Origin of the sequence: Achromobacter pulmonis, from assembly GCF_002885955.2 — a bacterium.
Classification (GTDB): domain Bacteria; phylum Pseudomonadota; class Gammaproteobacteria; order Burkholderiales; family Burkholderiaceae_B; genus Achromobacter; species Achromobacter pulmonis_A.
Map to the genome: position 1 here is coordinate 25,977 of NZ_POQS01000011.1, position 21,293 is coordinate 47,269.

General features: G+C 59.9%; 21 protein-coding genes, 1 pseudogene and 1 riboswitch. Of the genes and pseudogenes, 13 read left to right on the plus strand and 9 right to left on the minus strand.

Annotation, left to right across the window (positions count from 1 at the left end):
* Positions 1-39 precede the first annotated feature (39 nt).
* The 3 genes from C1I89_RS30905 to C1I89_RS30915 all read left to right on the plus strand — a co-directional run bounded on the left by C1I89_RS30905 (position 40) and on the right by C1I89_RS30915 (position 4,936).
* Positions 40-1,005, plus strand: coding sequence for an IS5 family transposase (locus tag C1I89_RS30905; RefSeq protein WP_102770808.1), 966 nt, complete (start codon positions 40-42; stop codon positions 1,003-1,005).
* A 249-nt stretch (positions 1,006-1,254) separates the two neighbouring features.
* Positions 1,255-2,217 carry a Wzt carbohydrate-binding domain-containing protein gene (locus C1I89_RS30910; RefSeq protein ID WP_440130677.1) on the plus strand — a complete coding sequence of 321 codons (963 nt, stop codon included), beginning with the start codon at positions 1,255-1,257 and terminating at the stop codon, positions 2,215-2,217.
* On the plus strand, positions 2,195-4,936 hold the full coding sequence (locus C1I89_RS30915; protein ID WP_102776087.1) for a glycosyltransferase: 2,742 nt from the start codon (positions 2,195-2,197) through the stop codon (positions 4,934-4,936). Before C1I89_RS30910 ends, C1I89_RS30915 begins: the two co-directional genes overlap by 23 nt.
* A gap of 18 nt (positions 4,937-4,954) precedes the next feature.
* Here C1I89_RS30915 and C1I89_RS30920 read toward each other — a convergent pair.
* The 4 genes from C1I89_RS30920 to cysD form a co-directional block, all read right to left on the minus strand.
* A protein-coding gene (locus tag C1I89_RS30920) for an IS3 family transposase (RefSeq protein ID WP_102770881.1) occupies positions 4,955-6,123 on the minus strand; the annotation gives its coding sequence in 2 pieces (ribosomal slippage) (positions 4,955-5,859 and positions 5,859-6,123; 1,170 coding nt in all).
* 78 nt (positions 6,124-6,201) lie between these two features.
* Positions 6,202-8,154 carry a sulfate adenylyltransferase subunit CysN gene (cysN, locus tag C1I89_RS30925; RefSeq protein WP_102776088.1) on the minus strand — a complete coding sequence of 651 codons (1,953 nt, stop codon included), beginning with the start codon at positions 8,152-8,154 and terminating at the stop codon, positions 6,202-6,204.
* On the minus strand, positions 8,151-9,527 hold the full coding sequence (locus C1I89_RS30930; protein WP_102776089.1) for an FAD/NAD(P)-binding protein: 1,377 nt from the start codon (positions 9,525-9,527) through the stop codon (positions 8,151-8,153). The genes cysN and C1I89_RS30930 overlap by 4 nt, the downstream gene beginning before the upstream one ends.
* Positions 9,527-10,453 (minus strand): sulfate adenylyltransferase subunit CysD, encoded by a 927-nt coding sequence (cysD, locus tag C1I89_RS34955; RefSeq protein ID WP_219929625.1) that lies wholly within the window; start codon positions 10,451-10,453, stop codon positions 9,527-9,529. Before cysD ends, C1I89_RS30930 begins: the two co-directional genes overlap by 1 nt.
* 601 nt (positions 10,454-11,054) lie before the next feature.
* Between cysD and cysQ the strand changes: the two genes are divergently transcribed.
* The 6 genes from cysQ to tnpC all read left to right on the plus strand — a co-directional run bounded on the left by cysQ (position 11,055) and on the right by tnpC (position 15,756).
* Positions 11,055-11,843: a 3'(2'),5'-bisphosphate nucleotidase CysQ gene (cysQ, locus tag C1I89_RS30940; RefSeq protein WP_181391095.1), complete on the plus strand. Its 789-nt coding sequence runs from the start codon at positions 11,055-11,057 to the stop codon at positions 11,841-11,843.
* Positions 11,840-12,619, plus strand: coding sequence for a sulfite exporter TauE/SafE family protein (locus tag C1I89_RS30945; RefSeq protein ID WP_102776090.1), 780 nt, complete (start codon positions 11,840-11,842; stop codon positions 12,617-12,619). The genes cysQ and C1I89_RS30945 overlap by 4 nt, the downstream gene beginning before the upstream one ends.
* Positions 12,616-13,209, plus strand: coding sequence for a hypothetical protein (locus C1I89_RS30950; RefSeq protein ID WP_102776091.1), 594 nt, complete (start codon positions 12,616-12,618; stop codon positions 13,207-13,209). Before C1I89_RS30945 ends, C1I89_RS30950 begins: the two co-directional genes overlap by 4 nt.
* A 242-nt stretch (positions 13,210-13,451) precedes the next feature.
* Complete coding sequence (gene tnpA, locus C1I89_RS30955) at positions 13,452-13,790, plus strand: IS66-like element accessory protein TnpA (RefSeq protein WP_050729651.1); 339 nt, start codon at positions 13,452-13,454, stop codon at positions 13,788-13,790.
* A complete protein-coding gene (gene tnpB / locus C1I89_RS30960) occupies positions 13,766-14,122 on the plus strand; it encodes an IS66 family insertion sequence element accessory protein TnpB (RefSeq protein WP_158218705.1) in 357 nt (118 codons plus the stop codon). Before tnpA ends, tnpB begins: the two co-directional genes overlap by 25 nt.
* A gap of 62 nt (positions 14,123-14,184) precedes the next feature.
* On the plus strand, positions 14,185-15,756 hold the full coding sequence (tnpC, locus tag C1I89_RS30965) for an IS66 family transposase (protein ID WP_026385305.1): 1,572 nt from the start codon (positions 14,185-14,187) through the stop codon (positions 15,754-15,756).
* Between the two features lie 219 nt (positions 15,757-15,975).
* Here tnpC and C1I89_RS30970 read toward each other — a convergent pair whose 3' ends face one another.
* The 3 genes and pseudogenes from C1I89_RS30970 to C1I89_RS30980 all read right to left on the minus strand — a co-directional run bounded on the left by C1I89_RS30970 (position 15,976) and on the right by C1I89_RS30980 (position 16,942).
* Positions 15,976-16,188 carry an AbrB/MazE/SpoVT family DNA-binding domain-containing protein gene (locus tag C1I89_RS30970; protein WP_102776093.1) on the minus strand — a complete coding sequence of 71 codons (213 nt, stop codon included), beginning with the start codon at positions 16,186-16,188 and terminating at the stop codon, positions 15,976-15,978.
* 69 nt (positions 16,189-16,257) lie between these two features.
* A complete protein-coding gene (locus tag C1I89_RS30975; RefSeq protein ID WP_102776094.1) occupies positions 16,258-16,659 on the minus strand; it encodes a type II toxin-antitoxin system MqsA family antitoxin in 402 nt (133 codons plus the stop codon).
* 2 nt (positions 16,660-16,661) lie between these two features.
* Positions 16,662-16,942 (minus strand): annotated as a pseudogene (locus C1I89_RS30980) (type II toxin-antitoxin system MqsR family toxin).
* A gap of 196 nt (positions 16,943-17,138) precedes the next feature.
* Between C1I89_RS30980 and C1I89_RS30985 the strand changes: the two are divergent.
* Both C1I89_RS30985 and C1I89_RS30990 read left to right on the plus strand, forming a co-directional pair.
* A complete protein-coding gene (locus C1I89_RS30985) occupies positions 17,139-17,396 on the plus strand; it encodes a FitA-like ribbon-helix-helix domain-containing protein (protein ID WP_102776095.1) in 258 nt (85 codons plus the stop codon).
* A complete protein-coding gene (locus tag C1I89_RS30990) occupies positions 17,393-17,833 on the plus strand; it encodes a type II toxin-antitoxin system VapC family toxin (protein ID WP_102776096.1) in 441 nt (146 codons plus the stop codon). The genes C1I89_RS30985 and C1I89_RS30990 overlap by 4 nt, the downstream gene beginning before the upstream one ends.
* A 29-nt stretch (positions 17,834-17,862) precedes the next feature.
* Here C1I89_RS30990 and C1I89_RS30995 read toward each other — a convergent pair whose 3' ends face one another.
* On the minus strand, positions 17,863-18,540 hold the full coding sequence (locus tag C1I89_RS30995; protein ID WP_102776097.1) for a metallophosphoesterase: 678 nt from the start codon (positions 18,538-18,540) through the stop codon (positions 17,863-17,865).
* A 184-nt stretch (positions 18,541-18,724) separates the two neighbouring features.
* On the opposite strand from C1I89_RS30995, the gene C1I89_RS31000 reads away from it, so the two are divergent.
* Entirely contained in the window at positions 18,725-19,153 is a 429-nt protein-coding gene (locus tag C1I89_RS31000; RefSeq protein ID WP_102776098.1) for a VOC family protein, read from the plus strand.
* Positions 19,154-19,166: 13 nt separating this feature from the next.
* Here C1I89_RS31000 and C1I89_RS31005 read toward each other — a convergent pair whose 3' ends face one another.
* Positions 19,167-20,618, minus strand: coding sequence for a sodium:solute symporter family protein (locus C1I89_RS31005; RefSeq protein WP_102776099.1), 1,452 nt, complete (start codon positions 20,616-20,618; stop codon positions 19,167-19,169).
* A 53-nt stretch (positions 20,619-20,671) separates the two neighbouring features.
* Positions 20,672-20,777: riboswitch (TPP riboswitch) on the minus strand.
* A 126-nt stretch (positions 20,778-20,903) separates the two neighbouring features.
* On the opposite strand from C1I89_RS31005, the gene C1I89_RS31010 reads away from it, so the two are divergent.
* Positions 20,904-21,293: LLM class flavin-dependent oxidoreductase (locus C1I89_RS31010; RefSeq protein ID WP_146196961.1), on the plus strand; the 390-nt coding region annotated here is incomplete at its 3' end.

Below are 21,293 nucleotides of genomic sequence, written 5' to 3' on the forward strand. Positions count from 1 at the left end.
ATATAAGTTATTGAAAACAGTCCGATCCGAGTGAACCCGATGAGCCAGTTGAGTTTTTCCGAAGCCGAGTACGTTGGCAAACGCAAGAAAACGCGCCGTGAGAAGTTTCTGGCCAAGATGGAGCGTGCGGTGCCGTGGAAGCTCTTTGCCGATCTGGTCGATCCGCATTACCCCAAACCGGGCATCGGTCGTCCACCGTATCCGCTGGAAACGATGCTGCGCATCTACTTCATGCAACTGTGGTTTTCGCTGTCGGACCCGGCCATGGAAGAGACGCTGTACGACAGCTTTTCGATGCGCCAGTTTGCCAAACTGCCTGGAGGTCGTGTGCCGGACGAGACCACCATTTTGAACTTCCGTCATCTGCTCGAGCAGCACAACATTGCCGACCAAGCGCTTGAGGCGGTCAACCTGCTGTTGCAGGATCAAGGCATTCAGGTGCGCAAAGGCACCATTGTGGACGCCACAATTATCGATGCACCCAGCTCGACCAAGAACGCCAGCGGCACGCGGGACCCCGAGATGCATCAGACCAAAAAGGGAAACCAGTGGCACTTTGGGATGAAGGCCCACATTGGGGTTGATCTTCACAGCGGGCTGGTCCACACGGTGGTGGGCACCGCTGCCAATGAGCATGATGTTACTCAGGCGGCTGCGTTGCTGCATGGTGAAGAAACGTTGGCTTTTGGCGATGCCGGTTATCAAGGCGTAGACAAACGACCCGAGCACCAAGGGCGTGACGTAACCTGGCACATTGCCATGCGCCCCGGCAAACGGCGCGCCTTGGGTAACAGCGCAATTGATCGTTTGACGCAAAACATTGAGCGGGCCAAATCCAGTCTTCGAGCCAAGGTTGAGCATCCGTTTCGTGTCATCAAATGCCAATTCGGGTTTCGTAAAGTCAGATTCCGTGGACTGGCCAAGAACACTGCGCATTTGAAAATGTTGTTTACGCTGTCCAATATCTGGATGGCACGCCGCCCGTTGACGGCGGTGGCAGGGTAAGTGCGCCCAAAAAGCGCCAACAGGCCCGAAAACGGGCCTGATCGGGGTGCAAACAACCCGAAAGTGGCGATGATTTGAGCAGTTTTTAACCATTTTTGAATACTTTGGTCATGAGGTCGATTTTTGGATGTTTGAAATCGAGTTCTTCAGACCTTCCTTTATCTGAATGGCGCAGTTCTTGGTTTAAGCAGCGATGAAATCGATGCCCGGTTCGATGAAATTTCCGCCTTTGCAGAGATTGGCGAATTTATTGATCAACCGGTGAAGACCTACTCCAGCGGCATGATGGTCCGTTTGGCGTTTGCGGTGGCCATTAATGTAGATCCTCAAATTCTAGTAGTTGATGAGGCACTGTCTGTCGGTGATGAGCTTTTTCAGCGGAAGTGTTTTTCACGTATCGAGACTATCCGCAAGGCAGGTGCAACGATACTATTTGTTTCCCACTCTGGCGGTACCGTGGTGGAGCTGTGTGACCGTGCTCTGCTGATTGACACTGGTGAGCGTCTGGCCATGGGCTTACCAAAACAAATGGTGGCGCGCTACCAAAAACTTCTTTATGCACCCAGCGAGAAGCGACAGAGCATTCGGGAGGAAGTTCGACGTGTCGACAAGCTGGGCGAGTATGACGCCCTATTGACGGACGAGGCGTTCAAATTTAATGCGGACCATGACCTAGATGCGCACGTGAGCCCAGCGGCAGAAGAACTGGCCGACAGCTACGACCCACATCTCAAGCCGACCAGTACCATTGTGTACGAGTCTTATGGTGCATTCATTGAAGACCCGGGTATCTATTCAGAATTTGGCGAGCGGGTTAACCAACTTACGCGTGGCAAAACTTATCACTATCGCTACCGGGTTAGGTTCGAACAGCCTGCAAGCAATGTACGGTTTGGTATGTTGATCAAAACCACCAGCGGAGTGGAGTTGGGCGGCGCTGCATCTGCGGCTTCTAATCGAACAAGCCTGCCTTTTGTCACCGGCGGTAGCGTCTATGTAGTTGATTTTGCATTTGGCTGCCGGCTGAATCCTGGCGTGTATTTCCTCAATGCTGGTGTGGTTGGTGATCTCAACGGCAGTGAAACCTATCTGCATCGGCTAATTGATGTTGCCATGTTTCGAGTTAACTCCGAGCTAGCCACTTTGGGAACAGGCATAGTTGATTTTAATTGCGTACCAAAAATTGAAAATGTTTCCCATGAATGCATCTAAAGAAGTCAGTATGAGCTTCATGAATCAGCCTATTGTTGTGGTGCTGGGAATGCACCGGAGTGGTACTAGCACAGTGACTCGCGCGCTTCAAGCTGTTGGTGTTTCACTAGGTGGTCGACTTATGCCAGCTGTTCCTGGCAATAATGACAAGGGATTTTTTGAAGACCTGGATATTGTCAATTTCAATGAACGCCTGCTGAGTGCTGTTGGGCATGCGTGGCATAGCATTCGTCTGTTAAAAAGCAGTGATGTTGATCGCCTATGTGAACAAGGCTATCTAAAAGAAGCTATACAGCTATTGCGAAAAAAGTCACAGCCTGGGCAAATATTTGGTTTTAAGGATCCACGTACAGCAAAGCTATTGCCATTTTGGTTGCGCGTATTTCAAGTGGGTGGCTTTGAAGCTCGATATGTCATTGCCGTTCGTCATCCACTCAGCGTTGCCGACTCACTTGCCAAGCGCGATGGACTCGCGCCGGAAAGATCCTATTTGCTTTGGATTACTCATGTTTTGACTAGCCTGCGCGAAACTTCAGAGGATTCGCGCATATTAGTCGATTACGACGCATTTGTCGCGGAACCACAAAAGACAATAGGGCGTTTAGCAGGATTTCTGAAAACCACTGTTGACACCACTGACCAAGCCGCCTTTTTGCGTGATTTTTTGTCTGAAGACTTGCGTCATTCTTTCTACTTACCTCAAGATGTGTGGAGTGATAGCGCAGCGGTTGAGTTGGCGAAAGAGATTTACACAGCCATTTCTGATGTGGCTAGGAACGTCGAGGCTGATAAGAATTTTGATCGTTTATCGCAGCTTGATCGCTGGGAATCGAAGTTTAGCCGAATACAGCCTCTAGTTGGACTGGTTGATCTGCTTAGTTCTGGTGTGGCCGAGCGAGATGGGCAGATCGCCATCCTGGGCCAAGCGGTGAGTGAGCGAGATGGGCAGATCGCCAGCCTGAGCCAAGCGGTGAGTGAGCGAGATGGGCAGATCGCCAGCCTGAGCCAAGCGGTGAGTGAGCGAGATGGGCAGATCGCCAGCCTGAGTCAAGCGGTGAGTGAGCGAGATGGGCAGATCGCCAGCCTGAGCCAAGCGGTGAGTGAGCGAGATGGGCAGATCGCCAGCCTGAGCCAAGCGGTGAGTGAGCGAGATGGGCAGATCGCCAGCCTGAGTCAAGCGGTGAGTGAGCGAGATGGGCAGATCGCCAGCCTGAGCCAAGCGGTGAGTGAGCGAGATGGGCAGATCGCCAGCCTGAGCCAAGCGGTGAGTGAGCGAGATGGGCAGATCGCCAGCCTGAGTCAAGCGGTGAGTGAGCGAGATGGGCAGATCGCCAGCCTGAGCCAAGCGGTGAGTGAGCGAGATGGGCAGATCGCCAGCCTGAGCCAAGCGGTGAGTGAGCGAGATGGGCAGATCGCCAGCCTGAGTCAAGCGGTGAGTGAGCGAGATGGGCAGATCGCCAGCCTGAGTCAAGCGGTGACTGACCGTGACGTGCAGATCACCAGTCTGCGCCAAGCGGTGACCGACCGAGAAGGGCAGATTAGTCGATATCACCAAACAGTCACAGAACTTCGTAACTCAACCAGTTGGCGTTTAAGTGTACCAATTCGTTGTGTTGGTGCTGTTGTGCGCTCAACAGCGAAAAGCGGCCACAATTTGATGTTTACTTGGCAGGTGCTACGGCATTTTTTACGAACTGAATCGGTGCCGTCCTTAGTTTCACGTACATTAAAAGCTTGGAGACAGAATGGTCTCCGGGGTATCCTAGAGCGAATACACATGCGAAAGCATATGTTATCGGCGGTCGCTACAAGTAATAGCGTACCCAGGGATGTTGCCCTAACATTTAATCGGGAAGTTTTGACGCGGGATCATCAAGGCATTTATGCGTTGGAAGCGGTAGCGGGCAGTTACACCTACATCACCCCGCAAAAGCCTGCTGACTTGGAAGCACGTCTGGCGGCACTCACAAGCCGTCCCTGCTTCAGTATCGTGGTACCTGTATTTAACACTGCACCGGACTTACTGGAGGCCATGATCTCATCAGTGCGGGCCCAGTGGTACCCGAATTGGGAATTGATTCTGGTCGATGATGCTAGCCCAAACGAGGTGACTAAGGCTGCTCTCGCGGTGATCGATCATCCACAGGTCAAGCTAAAGCTTCTGGATAAAAATCAGGGGATCGCCGGGGCCACCAACGTCGGTCTGTATGCGGCACAGGGTGAATTCATTGTCTTCATGGACCACGATGACGAGCTCACCCCCGACTGCCTGTATGAGCTGGCCTTGTGCATCGACCGGGAACAGCCGGATTTTGTCTACAGCGATGAAGACAAGCTCGACGAGAAAGGCAACTACGTCCAGCCGCATTTTAAGCCGGACTGGTCCCCAGATACCATGATGAGCACTATGTTCACCTGCCACGTTTCCTGTGTGCGCCGTAACCTTCTGGAGAAAGTTGGTGGCCTGCGTTCGCAGTATGATGGTTGCCAGGATTGGGACTTTGTGCTGCGCGTGTCCGAGCACACCAGCCGTATCAGTCACGTGGCTAAAGTGTTATACCACTGGCGAATTATTCCCGCCTCGATAGCGTCCGACATCGGCGCCAAGCCCTATGTGCTGGAAGCCTCGCGCCGCGTGCGTGTCGATGCACTGGAACGCCGGGGGCAAGCCGGCAGTGTGGAGCCGGTTGCTCAGATGCCGGGTGGCCTGACCCCATAGGGTGGTCCGGTTTCAATCTTAGTTCATGATCGGCCTTGGGGCTATTGCCTGGGCAGATGACGGTGCTGCTCCGCTTGCTGGCGCAGGCCAGATGATGGCCTCGGGTGCCGGTGGCTTGTATCCAAGCGACGAGTGTGGCCTCTCGGTGTTGTAGTACCGCCGCCAGGCTTCGATGATGATCTTGGCCTCGGCGAGGCTGTAGAAGATCTCACCGTCGAGCAGTTCGTCGCGGAGCTTCGAGTTGAAGCTCTCGCAGTAGCCGTTCTCCCAAGGGCTTCCAGGTTCGATGAACGCTGTCTTTGCGCCGACGGCTACGATCCACTCCCGTACAGCCTTGGCGATGAACTCCGGGCCGTTGTCGGAACGGACATGGCCGGGCACACCACGCAGGATGAACAGGTCCGACAGGGCGTCGATGACGTCGGTCGAGTTGAGCTTGCGATCGATGCGGATTGCAAGGCATTCCCTGGTGAACTCGTCGATGATGTTGAGCATGCGGAATCTCCTGCCATCGTGGGTCCGACCCTCGACGAAGTCATAGGACCAGACATGGTTTGGATGCTCGGGTCGAAGCCGGATGCACGATCCGTCATTCAACCAGAGCCGCCCCTTCTTCGGTTGCTTCTGGGGAACCTTCAGCCCCTCCCGCCGCCAGATCCGTTCGACACGCTTGGCGTTCACCGTCCAGCCTTCAGACCGCAGCATCGCCGTGATCCTGCGATAGCCATAACGGCCATAGCGGGAAGCGAGCCGGATGATGTCGGAGGTCAACGCCTCTTCATCGGGCCGGCCTTGCGGCTTTTTGCGCTGGGTCGAACGATGCTGGCCGAGAACCTTGCAGGCAAACCGCTCCGAGACGGAGAACTTCGCCATGACACGATCGACGCAACGGCGACGGCGAGCGGGGCTCAGAAGTTTCCCGAAGCAGCCTCTTTCAGGATCAGCTTCTCGAGTGTCAGGTCCGAGACCGCCTTGCGCAGCCGGTCATTCTCTTTCTCGAGCTCCTTCAGCCGCTTCACCTGGTCACCCTTCAGGCCACCGAACTCCTTGCGCCACCGGTAATACGTAAACTGCGTCACGCCGATCAAACGGACCGCTTCTCCGACAGAACGACCTTGCGACAACAGAACATCGACTTGGCGCAGCTTCGCCACGATCTCTTCGGGTTTGTGCTTCTTCTGGGGCATTCCAACGTCCTCCTACGGCTCAATAGCCTACTTCAGGGAGGACCACTTTTCAGGGGGCAGACCATCTGTGGCGACGCCTTATGTGTAAGCGCCCGCAAGATAGAGGCTGATTTGTGTCACGCAGTCCTCTCTATTTGTAACAATTGAGTTAATCACCAAATCGGGGTTCAGAGGTCGTTCGTAGGAGCTATTGATTCCCGTCATATTGGGTAGCTGCCCACTGCGGGCTTTTTTGTACAGGCCTTTCGGATCGCGTTGCTCGCATACGTCAAGCGGTGTGTCCACAAAAACCTCGATGAAGTTTTCGGCACCGATCAGTTCCCGCGCCATCTCGCGCTCGGCCCTGAAGGGGCTGATGAATGCGGTCATCACGATCAGACCCGCGTCCATCATCAGCTTGGCGACTTCGGCCACACGGCGAATGTTTTCGACGCGGTCGGCATCGGTAAAGCCCAGATCTTTGTTCAGCCCTTGCCGGATGTTGTCACCGTCCAGGATGTAAGTGCGCTTGCCCTGGGCGTGCAGCTCCTTTTCCAGGGCGTTGGCAAGGGTGGATTTGCCGGAACCGGACAGACCGGTGAACCAGATGACTTTGCCTTTGTGGCCATTGAGGCGTTCCCGGTCTTCACGGGTGATGCTGAGTGCCTGGCGGTGTACGTTCTGCGCGCGTCGCAGGTTGTGGCGGATCATGCCTGCCGCCACCGTGGCGTGGGTGAACTTGTCTACCAGAATGAAGCCGCCCAGCGTGCGGTTTTCGTCATAGGGGGCAAACACCAGAGGCTTGCTCAGCGCCAGGTTGGCCACGGCAATGTCGTTGAGTGTGAGTTGTTTGCACGACTCGTGCGCCTGGGTGTTCACATTGACCCGGTATTTCAAGCTGGTGAGGCTGGCGCTGGCCCACTGGTTGGCAAGCTTCATTTCGTAAGCACGGCCCATATGACCGGGTTCATCGTGCATCCACACGAGCGTGGCCTCGAACTGGTCGGTCATCTCCAGGGGTTGTTCGGCCAGGGCTAACACGTCGCCACGCGAGGCATCGACTTCCCTGTCGAGCACCAGGGTGACAGCGTCGCCGGCATAGGCAATTGGCAGGTCCCCGTCCGCTGTGACCATCCGCGACAGAGTCGCCGTCTGACCAGACGCGGTGACTCGGATTGAGTCGCTCACCGACAACTGCCCCGCCGCAAGCGTGCCACTGAAGCCCCGGAAGTTGGCATTCGGTCTGTTGACCCACTGCACCGGGAACACAACTTTGTTGTGAACGGGCTGGGTGATGGGAAGTGTCTCCAGGCAACCCATCAAGGTAGGCCCCTGATACCAGGGGGTGTGCCGTGAGCGCTCGGTGATGTTGTCGCCTCTCAGGGCCGACAAGGGAATGGGCGTGATGCTTGTGAAGCCGAGCGGCTGGGCCAGCGTGTGGAAATCGGCCACGATGGCGTCGAACACCGCTTGCTGGTAGCCCACCAGGTCCAGCTTGTTGACAGCCAAGATGACCTGTTTGATACCCACCAACGACACCAGGTAGGCGTGGCGGCGGGTCTGCGTGAGCACGCCTTGGCGCGCATCGATCAGAAGCACCGCCAGATCGGCTGCGGAGGCACCCGTCACCATGTTGCGGGTGTATTGCTCGTGCCCTGGTGTGTCGGCCACGATGAACTTGCGCCGGGGGGTGGCAAAGAAGCGGTAGGCCACGTCGATGGTGATGCCTTGTTCGCGCTCAGCCGCCAGGCCATCGACCAGCAAGGCAAAGTCAATATCCCGTCCTTGGGTGCCATGCCGTTTCGAGTCCGCCTGCAGAGCGGTGAGTTGGTCGTCAAACACCTGTTGTGATTCCCACAGCAGGCGCCCAATCAGGGTGCTTTTGCCATCGTCAACACTGCCGCACGTGATGAAGCGCAGCAAATCCTGCTGGGCTTGCTGGGCCATCCAGTCGTGGATGGTGGCGGCTTTGTGGTGCCTATCTATCGACGGGCGTTTGCCTGCCGCGGGTGCTTTGGGTTGGCGTGTGGCTTTGGAGGGGGCTTTGTTCATGGCAGATGCAGCAGGGTTTGTGCAAGATGTTGGGCATGCAAGCGCAACTCGGGTACAGCGGTCGCTTCCCAGAGGGTTCCCTTGAGCAGCGGGCCCACGTACCACAGGCCCTGAACGGGATTGTGGAGGGTGTCTATGACCTGAAGGTCTGGCGTGACCCACAGGCCCAGGCCATGGGTATCCGGCGCTATTAACCCCTCTTTGAGTAGCTGCGCCATCAGTGGATTGGCGTGTCGTTGTATGTCGGTATTGGGTCCGATGCAGTTGACAACGGCACAGGCCCGCACCGTGTGTACCTGCTGTGACCCCCTGGCCCGATATGTCACGTCAACTCCATCGGCGTGTTGGCTCATGCTGGTAATCCGCCCCGCGATGACGTGACCCCGACGCTCGGCCAAGAGTTGATCCAGCCGCTGGGCGGCCATGGGTGCGAGCCGATGACGGTGCGTATCCCAATAGGCCTGCAGGTGTCGCAAGAATCGTCGCTGCTCGGCCGCTGGCCACGATTGCCAGAATTGAGGCGTGTGCGGGCGCAGCTCGTTCAAGGCATCGCGCCAATCACCTCCCTGTTGGGTCAGTGCTTTCAGGTGTTGGCGCAAGGCCCGGGTGTAAGACCGAACCGTGGGTGGCACATCACGCAGATACTCAGGGAATGCCTGTGGCTTGGGCGCGCTAGGCGTGAGCCGGTGCCTGTGCGGCAACAGACCGTGGCGCGACAGCAGATACACGGGGCCACGCTGCGGTGATTGGGCCAAACAGAACAAGGTATCGACCGCCGTGTGCCCGGTGCCCACAACCACTACCGGCTGATCACTCGGTAAACGGTGCATGGCATCGAAATCCCAAGGTGCGATCACGCGCGCCTGCACCTCAGGGTCTAAAGGTATGGGAAACCGTGGCTCCTGATGGCCCAGGGCCAACACCACCTGCTCGGCGTGCAAGTTCTCACCGCTGGATAGTGCTACTTCCCAGGCTGCCTCGCCCGGCGAGCGAGTCAATGCCACCGCTTGGTCGACCTGCACATTGATCACACCTGGGTGGGCCGCCTGGGTTTTTGACCAGAGGTCGTGCAGGTAATGGCCATAGAGCCGACGCGAGACGAAAGAACCCTGCGACAGTGAGGGGTCGATGCGCTGGCAGTAGGCCACGAAATGGCCGGGCTCATCTGGAAATGCGCTCATGTTGCCTGCGGGAACATTGAGCAACAGGTTGTCGTCGTCAAATCGATAAGCCAGGCCACGGCCGATGTCTGGGGTGGGGTTGACGAGTGTGATTCGTAGGCGATTCGGTGTGCAGCCACGCACCAGATGGATGGCCGTGAGCGCGCCACTGAAGCCGCCACCGATGATGACCACGTGTTTGGGGCGAGCCATCAGAAATAGCCTTCCTGTTTTTTCTTTTCCATGGAGCCGGCGCTGTCGGTGTCGATCTTGCGGCCCTGACGCTCCGACTGGCGGGCATGGATGAGTTCGAGCAGGATGTCTTCCAGTGTTTCGGCCTCGGACTCCACCGCCCCGGTGAGCGGGTAGCAGCCCAGGGTACGGAAGCGCACCTTCTTGATCTGCAACTCTTCACCCGGCAGCAGGCGGCAGCGCTCGTCGTCCACCATCATGATCATCTCGGGCCGTACCACCACAGGCCGTGGCTTGGCAAAGTACAGCGGTACCATAGGGATGTTCTCCTGGTAGATGTACTGCCAGATGTCGAGTTCGGTCCAGTTGCTCAAGGGGAACACGCGTATGCTCTCGCCTTGGCTCTTGCGGGTGTTGTAGAGGTTCCAAAGCTCGGGGCGCTGGTTTTTTGGGTCCCACCTGTGGGTGGACGTGCGGAAGGAGAAGACCCGTTCTTTGGCGCGGGACTTTTCTTCGTCGCGGCGGGCACCGCCAAACACCACATCGAATTTGTAATGGTCCAGCGCCTGTTTCAGGGCCTCGGTTTTGGTGATGTCGGTATGCAGCGCAGAGCCGTGGTCAAAGGGGTTGATGTTCTTCTCGATCGCATCAGGGTTGGTGTGCACCAGCAGGTCCATGCCGCTTTCGCGGGCCATGAAGTCCCGAAATAGGTACATCTCTTGGAACTTCCAGCGCGTGTCGATGTGCAGCAGCGGAAACGGTGGAAGTGCTGGGTAAAAGGCCTTGCGTGCCAGGTGCAGCATGACGCCACTGTCTTTGCCGATGGAATACATCATCACCGGGTTCTGCGCTTCGGCAACCGCCTCGCGGATGATGTGGATACTCTCTGCTTCCAGCCGCTTGAGGTGGGGGGACGGTGCTAGGTCGGGTTTGGCGTTGCCATTCAGGCTCCAGCCCGCAGGCAATAGTGGACGGTAGGCTTGTGGGCAGAGTTGGATGCCGGTGGTGCTGCTCGTGTGACGCAAGTGCGCCACCAACGCACCGTGCGGGAACACAGCAATGGGTTTGCCGATGTGGCGTTGCAGGTCGATCAGCGCTTGATGAACGGCTGCATCGTTCAGATTAGCCAACGGCAACCAGAAGCGGGCCCCGCGCGCGTCGTTGGCGTGCAGGCAGGGTTGCCCGCTGGGCAAGGGATGCAACTGGGCAAACAGCACCCGGTCGCGGCGTTTGCGGGCCTGCTCGATGGCCCATTCAAGAACCAATCGATTGGGTGATCGATCGCGCTCGTCGAGCAGCAAATCGGGCGTCAGTTCCTGCGGCAGCAGGCCCATGGTGTTCAGGCGCCGCTCGGTCGTTCGTTTGGTGTCGGCTTCGCCCAGTGCTTGTAGGTGGGCGAAAGCAAGCTCGGTGTCCCAGACGTGTGGGGCGTCCAAGCCAAGCAACTCGGGCTCATGATTTGTCGCGGATTGCTTTTTTGCCATGTGAACTTGTATTACATTGCTGTGTTAAGATGGTCGCGCATATTTAACCACAATAAAACGCGTAATGCGACAATTCGACCGCAAAGACCTGTTAGCGCAACTTCTTCCAATTGTCCGCACAGCCGGAGACGCCATCATGGCGATCTACCGACGCGAATCGGCGGAAGTGAGCCACAAAGCGGATGCCAGCCCGGTGACCGAGGCTGACCTAGCGTCGCATCGAGTACTGGCCACGCACCTGGCCCACCTGCTGCCTGGTTGCCAAGTTGTTTCTGAAGAAGACCCTGCGTCGCTGGTTTACCGTCAAAGCGCAGGACGTTTCTGGTTAATTGACCCACTCGACGGCACCAAAGAGTTCATCGCCCGCAATGGGGAGTTCACGGTCAACATCGCCTTGATTGAGGAGGGGTGTTCAACTCTCGGGGTGGTGTATGCCCCTGCCATTGATGCGCTGTACTGGGGGAGTACCGGGCTGGGTGCGTTTCGGTGCAAAGGCGATCAATCGGTCGCCATAAATGTGGCGCCTGCTGCGGAAGGTCGAGCGTGCCGTGTGGTGGCAAGCAAAAGCCACCTGAACGAAGCAACCCAAGCCATGATTGATCGCCTGGGTGAAGTGAATCTGGTCCAGGCAGGTAGCTCGCTCAAGTTCTGCCGGGTGGCCGAGGGAGAGGCCGACATCTACCCTCGGTTGGCACCCACTTGTGAGTGGGACACTGCGGCTGCCCAGGCGGTGTTGGAGGGTGCAGGGGGCGCGGTCGTGGATCTTCATGGCCAACCGTTGCTGTATGGCAAGCCCGATGTACTCAATCCCTCCTTTATTGCCACCCGCGATACGGCTTTGATTCCAGCATGATCGATGTGGCGTACGCCTTGGCCGGCGCCCTGACTGGATTTGTCGTGGGATTGACCGGTGTTGGTGGCGGTGCTCTGATGACGCCGATCCTGCTGATCTTTTTTGGTGTATCGCCCACGACTGCGATTGCCACGGACCTATGGTTTGCAGCGATCACCAAGTTGGTGGGGGCCAGGGTTCATCACACCAATGGCAATGTCGACTGGCAAGTCGCCAAACGCCTGTGGCTGGGCAGCCTGCCCATGGCTTTGTTGATCGTGGTGATTGTCAGCCTAGGTGCGCAGGTTGCGAAGGTGGATTGGTTGACGAAGGCGATTGGGATTGTGGTCCTGATCACGGCCATCGGTTTGTTGGGTGCCCCCAAACTGGTGGCGTATGCCCGAGGCCGACGCATTGGGCAGCCCGAGCAATTCAAGGCTGCTCAGCCGGCGCTCACAGTGATGTCGGGCGGCGTCTTGGGCCTGTGTGTAGCGCTTACTTCGGTTGGGGCGGGCGCGCTGGGCAGCGTGATGCTGCTCTATCTATACCCCCTGCGGATGACACCACATCGGCTGGTGGCGACTGATATCGTGCATGCCATTCCCTTGGCAGTAGTGGCTGGGCTGGGTTATCTGTTCGCGGGTATGGTGGACTGGTGGATGCTGGCCAGTTTGTTGGTGGGATCCATTCCCACCGTGCTTTTGGGAAGCCTTCTGGCTAGGAGGATCCCGGGCCGAGCGGTTCAGGTTGCTTTGGCATTGGTGTTGATGGCGGCAGGTGTGAAGGTTCTTGTATGAAGGTCGATACTCATCATGTGGTCGGGTGGAAACAGTTCTGCGCAACCTGTCGCGCTGACGGTAGCAGCTTTTGCTCGCCCGAAACCCGAACGATTTTCAACCGCTTCTACGCAAGGTATCGCTTGGCTGCGCACTTCGAAGCCGTGCATGCACATGGGTACAGCGAAAAGGCCCTGCACGGCTACACCGCTGGACTGCGTTTGCTGGCGGCTTACAGTGCCGCCGAACTGCTTCGCGAAGCGACAAATGAAAAGGTGGCCGGTTGGGAAATCAAAGACCCGAAGCTGGCTGTGGCATTGAGAAAGTCGTTGGCGCGCGCCAACGGAAACGCTAGTGGCGTTTTCTCCGACACGCGCCTGAAGCAAAGGCTCGTTCGGTTTATGGCGGGCGATGACGATGTCCGAGTTGCGGCCACTGCCCTGCGCGTCATGGTGGCTCACGGTAGCTTCACGCCGACTGGAACGGATGCGCTGACAAAGACCGGCGCCGACGCGCTCCAGCGGTTGTCGGATGTTTTGCTGCAGCAGTGCGAACAGCGCTTTGCCTCTTGGCTTCGTGGCAAGCTGGCGAAGGGTGCTGAGGCCGCATGACTCCGCGTGCTTCCGCACCAACCCGCAGGCGTTATTGAGGAAAGTTCGACAGAGTGGTAGAGTCCACCACCAAATTCCAGACAAAAAGCCTTGGACACACGCTAAGTGGTCCAAGGCTTTTTTGTTTGCGCTGTCGGGCCTTGGAGCCTGCGCGCTATGCAAACGGGTTGTAAGCGCCCGGCGAACACATATTGAGCGCGTGCGTTGTCCTCGATAGTGTCCACCACTTTTAGGTGGACACCATGTCGAAGACAGAATTAGCGCCGGTTCCTAAGCGTCGGTCTTATCCGAAGGCGCTGAAGGCCCAGATCGTGGCCCAGTGCAGCCAGCCAGAAACCTCCATTGCCGGCGTGGCGCTGTCACACGGCGTGAACGCGAACCTGGTGCATAAGTGGATTCGCCAGGCCGAACGGCAGGCCCCTGTAGCGCCGACGTTCGTGCCGGTCGCGTTGCCTGCGGTGCCCTCGTCAGGCCGTCACATCGAGATTCACTTGTCGCGCGGTCCCGCGCAAGCGACGGTGCAATGGCCCGTGAGTGAAGCGGGCGCATGTGTGGCGTGGCTACGCGAGTGGCTGCGGTGATCCGTGTCGATGCGATCTGGCTGGCCACCGAGCCGCTGGACATGCGCGCCGGCACCGAGACGGCACTGGCCCGGGTGGTGGCCGTGTTCGGTTCGGCCCGTCCGCACCACGCCTATTGCTTCGCAAACCGGCGCGCCAACCGCATGAAGGTGCTGGTACATGACGGGATCGGCGTGTGGCTGGCCGCGCGCCGGCTGAACCGCGGCAAGTTCGTGTGGGCCGATGCGCTGCGCGGCCCACACGTCGCGGTCGACAGTGAGCAGTGGCAGGCGCTGGTGCTGGGCCTGCCTTGGCAGCATGTGGGCGCGGCAGGCGCGATCTCGGTGTTGTAGCGCCGGACAATCCGGCAAGACGCCAATATCGCCGCTGCGAACCCTGCGGCATACTGTGGGCCATGAGTACCGCATCCCTGGATCACCTCGACGCACAGCAACTGCGCGCGTTGGCCGAACGCCTGATGGGCGAGGTGGCCGCGCGTGACGCCCAGATAGCGGCGCACGATGCGGTGGTTGCCGAGCGGGATCGCGTACTGCACTTCAAACAGACGCACATCGACCAGCTCATGCAGGAGCTGGCGCTGTACAAGCGCTGGCGTTACGGCAAGCGCAGCGAGCAACTGAACCCTGCGCAGGCAAGCCTTCTGGAAGAAACGATGGATGCCGACATGGCGGCTATCGAAGAGGAAGTCAACGCGCTGCGCGAGGCGATATCCGCCAAGCCTGCGCCGCCGCAAGCGCCGCGCCGCATGCGGTTGCCGCCCGAACTGCCGCGCACCGACATCCATCACGAACCGGCGTCCACGACGTGCCGCTGCGGCTGCGGCTTGAAGCGCATCGGCGAGGACGTCAGCGAGAAGCTGGATTACCTGCCGGGCGTCTTTACGGTCGAACGTCACATCCGCGGCAAATGGGTGTGCGAGCACTGCGAGACGCTCACGCAGGCGCCGGTCCCCGCGCAGGTCATCGACAAGGGCATCCCGACGGCGGGACTTCTGGCGCAGGTGCTGGTGGCCAAGTTCGCCGACCACCTGCCGCTATACCGCCAGGAAGGCATCTTTGCGCGCGCCGGTCTGGCGCTGCCGCGCTCGACGCTGGGCGAGTGGGTCGGCGTATGCGGGCTGCGGTTGCAGCCGCTGGTCGATGCGCTCAAGGCCGAGGTGCTGGGCAAACCCGTGCTGCATGCCGACGAGACGCCAGTGCAGATGCTCAATCCGGGCGCGGGCAAGACGCACCGGGCCTACTTGTGGGCATACACACCGACCTCGTTCGACAGCCTGCGTGCAGTGCTCTACGACTTCGCGCCAAGCCGGGCCGGTGAGCACTGCCGCACGTTCCTGCAAGATTGGCGCGGCAAACTGGTGACCGACGATTATGTGGGCTACAAGGCCGGCTTCGCTGCCGGCATCAAGGAACTTGGCTGCATGGCGCACGCCAGGCGCAAGTTCCATGACCTGCATGCGAGCCACCAGAGCCAGATCGCCGGAGAGGCACTGGATCTGTTCGGCGCGCTCTACGGCGTAGAGCGGGACGTAGCCGACCTGCCTGCCGACGAGCGCAGGCGGATACGTCAGGATCGCGCCAGGCCGATCGCCGAGACCTTGCATCGATGGCTGATCGCGCAGCGCCAGCGCGTGCCCGATGGCTCGGGTACCGCACGCGCCATCGACTACAGCCTCAAGCGCTGGGAGGCGCTCACGCGCTATCTTGATGATGGCGATGCACCGATCGACAACAACTGGGTGGAGAACCAGATCCGGCCCTGGGCGATCGGGCGCTCGAACTGGTTGTTCGCAGGCTCGCTGCGCGGCGGGCAGCGTGCGGCCGCCATTATGAGCCTGATCCAGTCGGCGCGGCTCAATGGGCACGACCCGTACGCCTATCTGAAGGACGTGCTCACGCGCCTGCCCACGCAGAAAAACAGCCAGATCGCTGAGCTGCTGCCGCATCGGTGGCAACCTGCTGCATAAGCAGAACCGTCAAGGGTGTGTTCAGCAGGCGCTTACAACGGGTTTCGCAAAGGAAAGGCGGTTTTCGAAGACCTAGCCGTGGTTCATGTCTACGGTATAAAGCGTCTGGCATCCCGCTCCGATGGCCGCCGACGAAGCAGGCCTTCCGCCCGATCGGCTTTGGCGGTATCGGCCGACAGCAAGCACAGCACAACATTGCTGTCCAGAAAGTCCCTGCCCTTAGCCGCGTTCGTTGGCTTCATTTCGGTCGAACCTGAAATCGGCGGGCAGCTTGCCGCGAAAGGCGGGCAGCCGCTCGAGCAGCGCTTCGGCGCCGGGCTTCTTGCGGATCCCGAAGGTCCGGGGCGCGTCCACGGCAATCTCGATTTCGATATCGTCTCCCTCGCGCAACTCCAACGCCTCAACGATGCTGGCGGGGAGACGAACCGCCAGACTCCTTTCTTAGATATACAAAAAATTGTATATCCAGACAGCAGGCCGGCAACATGATCACATAAAAGATCAAGCCGCTCTAACTTCGTTAAGCAGATCAGGGTGCTGATCCAGCAGCTTGAGCAACTTGACCAAAGCCAGCGGCGGTTTGGTCTTACCGTTCTCATAGCGTGAGAAGGCATTAACGCCACCGCCAAAGATTTCAGCAGCCTCACGCTGGTCAAGGTGCAATTTCTTGCGCACACGAGCAATGAAGTTGGGATCAACGATGGAAGCATTCACCTGCTTATTGAATTGCAACATCAATTCGCTGGTGCGTGCCGATTCGTCCATTCCCAAAATCGCCTCGCCGCATACCGGGCAAAAGTCGCCCGTGATCGCTGAAATAACGGTGGTTTCACCCTTGTAGGTATAGGGTAGGTCGCGGGTGTCGTGGATCAGTTCTGCCGCGCCGCAAGCAGGACATTTCATAGTCATAGCTCCTTGAAGGACACGATCAGCACGTCATCAATGACCGTCAGCTTCAGGTACACGTCGCCCGCCTGCGTGCTCGGCCGGTAGACGTCCTGCCATACTTTGTAATCGGCATGGGTGGTCATGCTCTTATAGAAGTCCGCTGGCGTGAGTGCCATCACCACGTCCCAAGCCCCATTTGCGCCGCACCGCTCACTGCCGAATACGTGGTGCGAACCTTGCCAGCAGCCACCAAAGCTTTGACGACCGGCAGCTTGCAATGTGGGCTTCCTTTCTCCATAGACCGATCCTAACCTAGTAGGTTTATTTTAGCAAGTTGGTTAATGAGCTATGTAACGGCGCCTCCGATCGATCAGCGCCTGCGCTTCGTCCATTACCTGCCGATACGGACAAGCCGCACTGGGCTAGCTGCCTTGCCGCGATGATGTCAAATTCCTAAAATGACATCACCGACGTCTTTATGGAGGATCCCTGCCGTGGCCTCTATCACCATCCGCAACATCCCCGACGAGGTGCACCGCGCCCTTCGTACTCGCGCGACTACGCATGGCCGCAGCACCGAGGCCGAGGTTCGCAGCATTCTGGAGCAAGCGGCCCGGCCCGAAGGACGCGTAAAGCTCGGTTCTCTGTTGGCGTCAATCGCGCGCGAAGCCGGCGGCTTGAACGATGTCGAGGCGGAGGCCATCAATCGCGTCCGCGACAAGACGCCCGCCGACCCGCTGCGCTTTGAATGATTGTTCTCGATACCAACGTGATTTCGGAATTGTGGAAGGCCAGCCCCGCTGCGCAGGTGTTGGCCTGGATGGACGCCCAGGCGATCGAAACGCTCCATCTTTCTGCCATCACGGTCGCTGAACTGCGGTTCGGCCTCCGCGTCATGCCGGATAGCAAACGGCGAACGATATTTCTAGAGCGCCTGGAACACGAGCTGCTGCCGCTTTTCGCCGGCCGCATCGTCCCGTTCGATCTGGACGCATCGCGCGCCTATGCCGAACTTATGGTGCGTGCACGCAAGGCCGGCAAAACTATCGGCTTGGCGGATGGCTACATCGCCGCGTCGGCGATGGCGCACGGCCTGATCGTGGCCACGCGCGATGTCGCGCCGTTCGAGACCGCCGGTCTTGCCGTCATCAATCCGTGGAATGAACCTCACAGCCCAGGCCAACCGTAAACGCCGCAGCGCGCCGAGTCCCGGTCCGCTCAAGCCTTGAGCGTATGTAGATCCAGCAGCGTGAACTTCCCTTCCGCCCGCCAGCCGCCTGTATCGATGTAATGCACGTTGCCGAGCTGCGCCGGCTTGCGCAGCGTCATGTGCCCGTGAACCACCGCCCGTATGTTGCGCACGGGCTGGGCGTACCGCATGCGGTAGCGCTCGATGGACCACAGGCAGTCCTCTTCGTCTTCCGAACTGAAACGGTCTTCGTGTATGGCTTGCCAGTCGTCATACGGAAAATCCGCATGGACCAGGCCGACCAGGCCGTCCGGCGTTTCGACTTCGATGGCCAGCGGCAAGGCCTGCAGGCAAGTCGCGATGCGCGCCTGCGTGTCGCGATCGCAGGCGTCCAGCCAGGCGCCGCCATGCGCGAGATGATCGACGTCGGGCAGCGGATGCTTCACCGCCCGCCGCCAGGTCATCAGCTCATGATTGCCGCAGATGGCGTGAAACCATGGGCGTTCCAGCCAGGCCAGCACCTCGGCGGATTCCGGCCCGCGGTCCACCAGGTCTCCGACTGCGAACAACCGGTCGCGCTCGGGCGCGAACCCGATGGCGGCAAGTGCGGATTCGAGCCGGCTGAAATGGCCATGGACGTCGCCCACGGCGAAATCGCGGCCGGCGGTGTTGAGGGAAAAGCGTTGGACTCGGGGGCTGGCGGACATCGGCCTGGATTCCCTGGACTTTTGGCGGAAACCGCGATCGGCAAGCGCGACAGCGGATCTCGTTGCGTACCTGTCACTGTACCAGCCAAGCCAGCCCCGATTTCATCGGCCAGACCGCGATTGAAAGCCGCCGGAGCCCTCCGCTGGTAAATTCCATCACTCCCGCCATCTCCGAGGACATTTCATGGCAACACGAGAACTGCATCGCGGCCGCCTGATTGACCACATCGGGATGGTGGTGCGGGACCTGCCCGCCAGCAAGGCTTTTTATTTCGCCGTGTTCGAGGCCTTGCAGATTCCGTTGGGGGGCTCCGACGAGCGCAATTTCTGGGCGGACGAGCTGTACGTTTCGACGGCCGACAGCGAGGAGGTACAGGGGCCGTTGACCGGGCGCCATCATCTGGCGTTCCAGGCCCGGGACCGGGCCATGGTGGACGCCTTCTATCGCGCCGCCCTGGCCCACGGCGGGCGGGACAACGGCGCGCCCGGCGAGCGCGGCTACCATCCGGGCTATTACGCGGCCTTCGTGCTGGACCCGGACGGCAACAACATCGAGGCCGTGTTCCACGGCGTATCCGTGCGCAGCGCGGCTTCGGTGCGCATCGTCCGCTAAACCGGCCAGGGTTTCAGACGACGTCCTGGTCCAGCCGGCGCACGGCGGCGCTCAGGGTCGAGAGGTCGAATTCCTTGCGCCCGCGCAGCAGGCAGCGCATCAGCGCCGTGGCCGCGACCGGCACCAGCGCGGCCAGCAGGAACGACTCCAGCAGGAAAGTCGGCTTGTCGCCCGGCGCGGGGAAGTAGTAGAGGCCGGCGACCAGGCCGCTGACCGTGGCCACGGTGGCCGTGAAGCCGTCGTGCTTGCGGCTGAACAGGCCGTAGAACACCGGGAAGGCGGCCGCCGAGCACAGCAGGTCGGCCAGCAGGAACAGATACAGCACGCTGTAGCCCTGCGAGGCCACCACCATCACCGGGATGGCCATGAGCAGCACCAGCCAGCGCGCCAGGCGTTTCATGGTGAGCGAGCTGGCGTTGGGCATGAGGCGGCGCAAGTCGACCGCGATGATGCTGGACACGGCGCTGATGGCGGTGTCGGCGGTGCTCATGACCAGCGACAGGCCCAGCGGGATCAGCGCGATCACGAACCACGCGGGCGCGTGCGGCATGATGACGCTGAAGAGCGCGATGGAGCTGTCGCCTTGCGGGGCCAGCCCGACGAAGGCCAGCCCGAACAGGCCCATCAGGAAGATGAACGGCGCGACCAGCAGGCCGCCCAGCAGAAAGCCGTTGCGCATGGAGCGGGCGTCGCGCGCGGCGTAGATGCGCTGCCAGTTGCCCTGGTGGAACACGCCGGTCAGCAGGATGGCGACGAAGAACGTCAGCCCGGCCTTCACGCCCATCGGGTCGGTCAGGTCCAGCAGCTGGGGCGCCTTGGCCTGCAGCGCCTCGATGGTGGGCAGCGCCCCGCCCGCGGCCTGCCAGCCGACCACGCACAGCACCACCAGCAGCGGCACGATCACCATCATCTGCACCTGGTCGGTGAAGATGGACGAGCGCAGGCCGCCGTAGCTGGTGTAGAGCAAGGTGGTGCCCATCACGATGGCGGCCGTCGTCCACAGCGGCACGGGCGCCAGCATCGCGACCAGCTTGGCGATGGCGGTGACTTCGGCCGACAGCGCGATGAAGAGGTAGAACAGCATGATGAAGAGCGCCAGCCCGTACATCGGACGGCCGTAGCGGGCCATCAGGAATTCGGTGAGGGTGTGGCCGTGCGGGATCAGTTCGCGCATGCGTCGTCCCAGCGGAATCATCACCAGCCGCGGCGACATCGAGCCCAGCGCATAGCCGACCACCGCGGCCAGTCCGCCCCAGGTCGCCGCCTGCGCGGGCGAAAACAGAATCCATGCGCCCAGCGTCGACGCCATCAGCGTCAGAATGGTGCCGACCGGCCCCTGGCTGTTGCGGGCGACGATGTAGTCTTCCAGCGTGCCGCGCTTGCGCCGGGCGTACAGAATGCTCGCCACGGCGAAGCCGCCCGCAAACAGCAGCAGCCACATCAGGGCGATCGGTTGGGTAAGCATGGGGGTCGTTCCTCTCGCGCCGCTATATAGGGAAAATCCGGGGAGGGGCGCGCGAGTCTTGCGATGTCCTTCCCTTCGCCGGCATTACCCGGATCAGGTTCAAAGGGTTACCGCGGTGGCGCGGAATCTCAGCCCGTCAGGGCTCCCCCAGGAAGTGCCGCAAGATTAGGAGAGCGGCGCGGCGATGTCAACGCGGCGGACTATGTGCTAAGTTCGGCCGCTTGCGGAGCGCGCCCGCTCCTTCCACCGCCTTTCCTGCCTTCCGGTCCGCCGGAAACGACCGCCATGTTGCACCTGAATCTGTTCATTTTTGGTTGCGGCCACCATCGCGCCGCCTGGCGCCACCCCGGCTCCCCGGTCGAACGCCTGGGCGACATCCGCTATTACGAGGAGCTTGCCCGCACCGCCGAGCGCGGCAAGCTCGACGCCGTATTCTTCGCCGACGGCCAGTCGGTCGACAACATCGGCGACGGGCCGCGCTGGTACCTGGAGCCGCTCACCACCATGGCCGCGCTGGCGCGCGCCACCGAGCGCATCGGCCTGATCAGCACGGTCTCGAGCACCTTCTCCACGCCGTTTCATGCAGCCCGCATGGTGGCCTCGCTGGACCATATCTCGGGCGGGCGCATGGGCTGGAACGTGGTGACCTCGATGTTCGACGCCGAAGCGCGCAAC

Coding starts and splice junctions, on each gene's coding strand:
- C1I89_RS31000 (WP_102776098.1), top strand. CDS start 18,725: ATGGCAACACGAGAACTGCATCGCGGCCGCCTGATTGACCACATCGGG.
- C1I89_RS30975 (WP_102776094.1), bottom strand. CDS start 16,659: ATGAAATGTCCTGCTTGCGGCGCGGCAGAACTGATCCACGACACCCGC.
- C1I89_RS30950 (WP_102776091.1), top strand. CDS start 12,616: ATGAAGGTCGATACTCATCATGTGGTCGGGTGGAAACAGTTCTGCGCA.
- C1I89_RS31005 (WP_102776099.1), bottom strand. CDS start 20,618: ATGCTTACCCAACCGATCGCCCTGATGTGGCTGCTGCTGTTTGCGGGC.
- C1I89_RS30915 (WP_102776087.1), top strand. CDS start 2,195: ATGTTTCCCATGAATGCATCTAAAGAAGTCAGTATGAGCTTCATGAAT.
- cysQ (WP_181391095.1), top strand. CDS start 11,055: ATGCGACAATTCGACCGCAAAGACCTGTTAGCGCAACTTCTTCCAATT.
- tnpA (WP_050729651.1), top strand. CDS start 13,452: ATGTCGAAGACAGAATTAGCGCCGGTTCCTAAGCGTCGGTCTTATCCG.
- C1I89_RS30905 (WP_102770808.1), top strand. CDS start 40: ATGAGCCAGTTGAGTTTTTCCGAAGCCGAGTACGTTGGCAAACGCAAG.
- C1I89_RS30995 (WP_102776097.1), bottom strand. CDS start 18,540: ATGTCCGCCAGCCCCCGAGTCCAACGCTTTTCCCTCAACACCGCCGGC.
- tnpC (WP_026385305.1), top strand. CDS start 14,185: ATGAGTACCGCATCCCTGGATCACCTCGACGCACAGCAACTGCGCGCG.
- C1I89_RS30945 (WP_102776090.1), top strand. CDS start 11,840: ATGATCGATGTGGCGTACGCCTTGGCCGGCGCCCTGACTGGATTTGTC.
- C1I89_RS30930 (WP_102776089.1), bottom strand. CDS start 9,527: ATGGCTCGCCCCAAACACGTGGTCATCATCGGTGGCGGCTTCAGTGGC.
- cysN (WP_102776088.1), bottom strand. CDS start 8,154: ATGAACAAAGCCCCCTCCAAAGCCACACGCCAACCCAAAGCACCCGCG.
- C1I89_RS30990 (WP_102776096.1), top strand. CDS start 17,393: ATGATTGTTCTCGATACCAACGTGATTTCGGAATTGTGGAAGGCCAGC.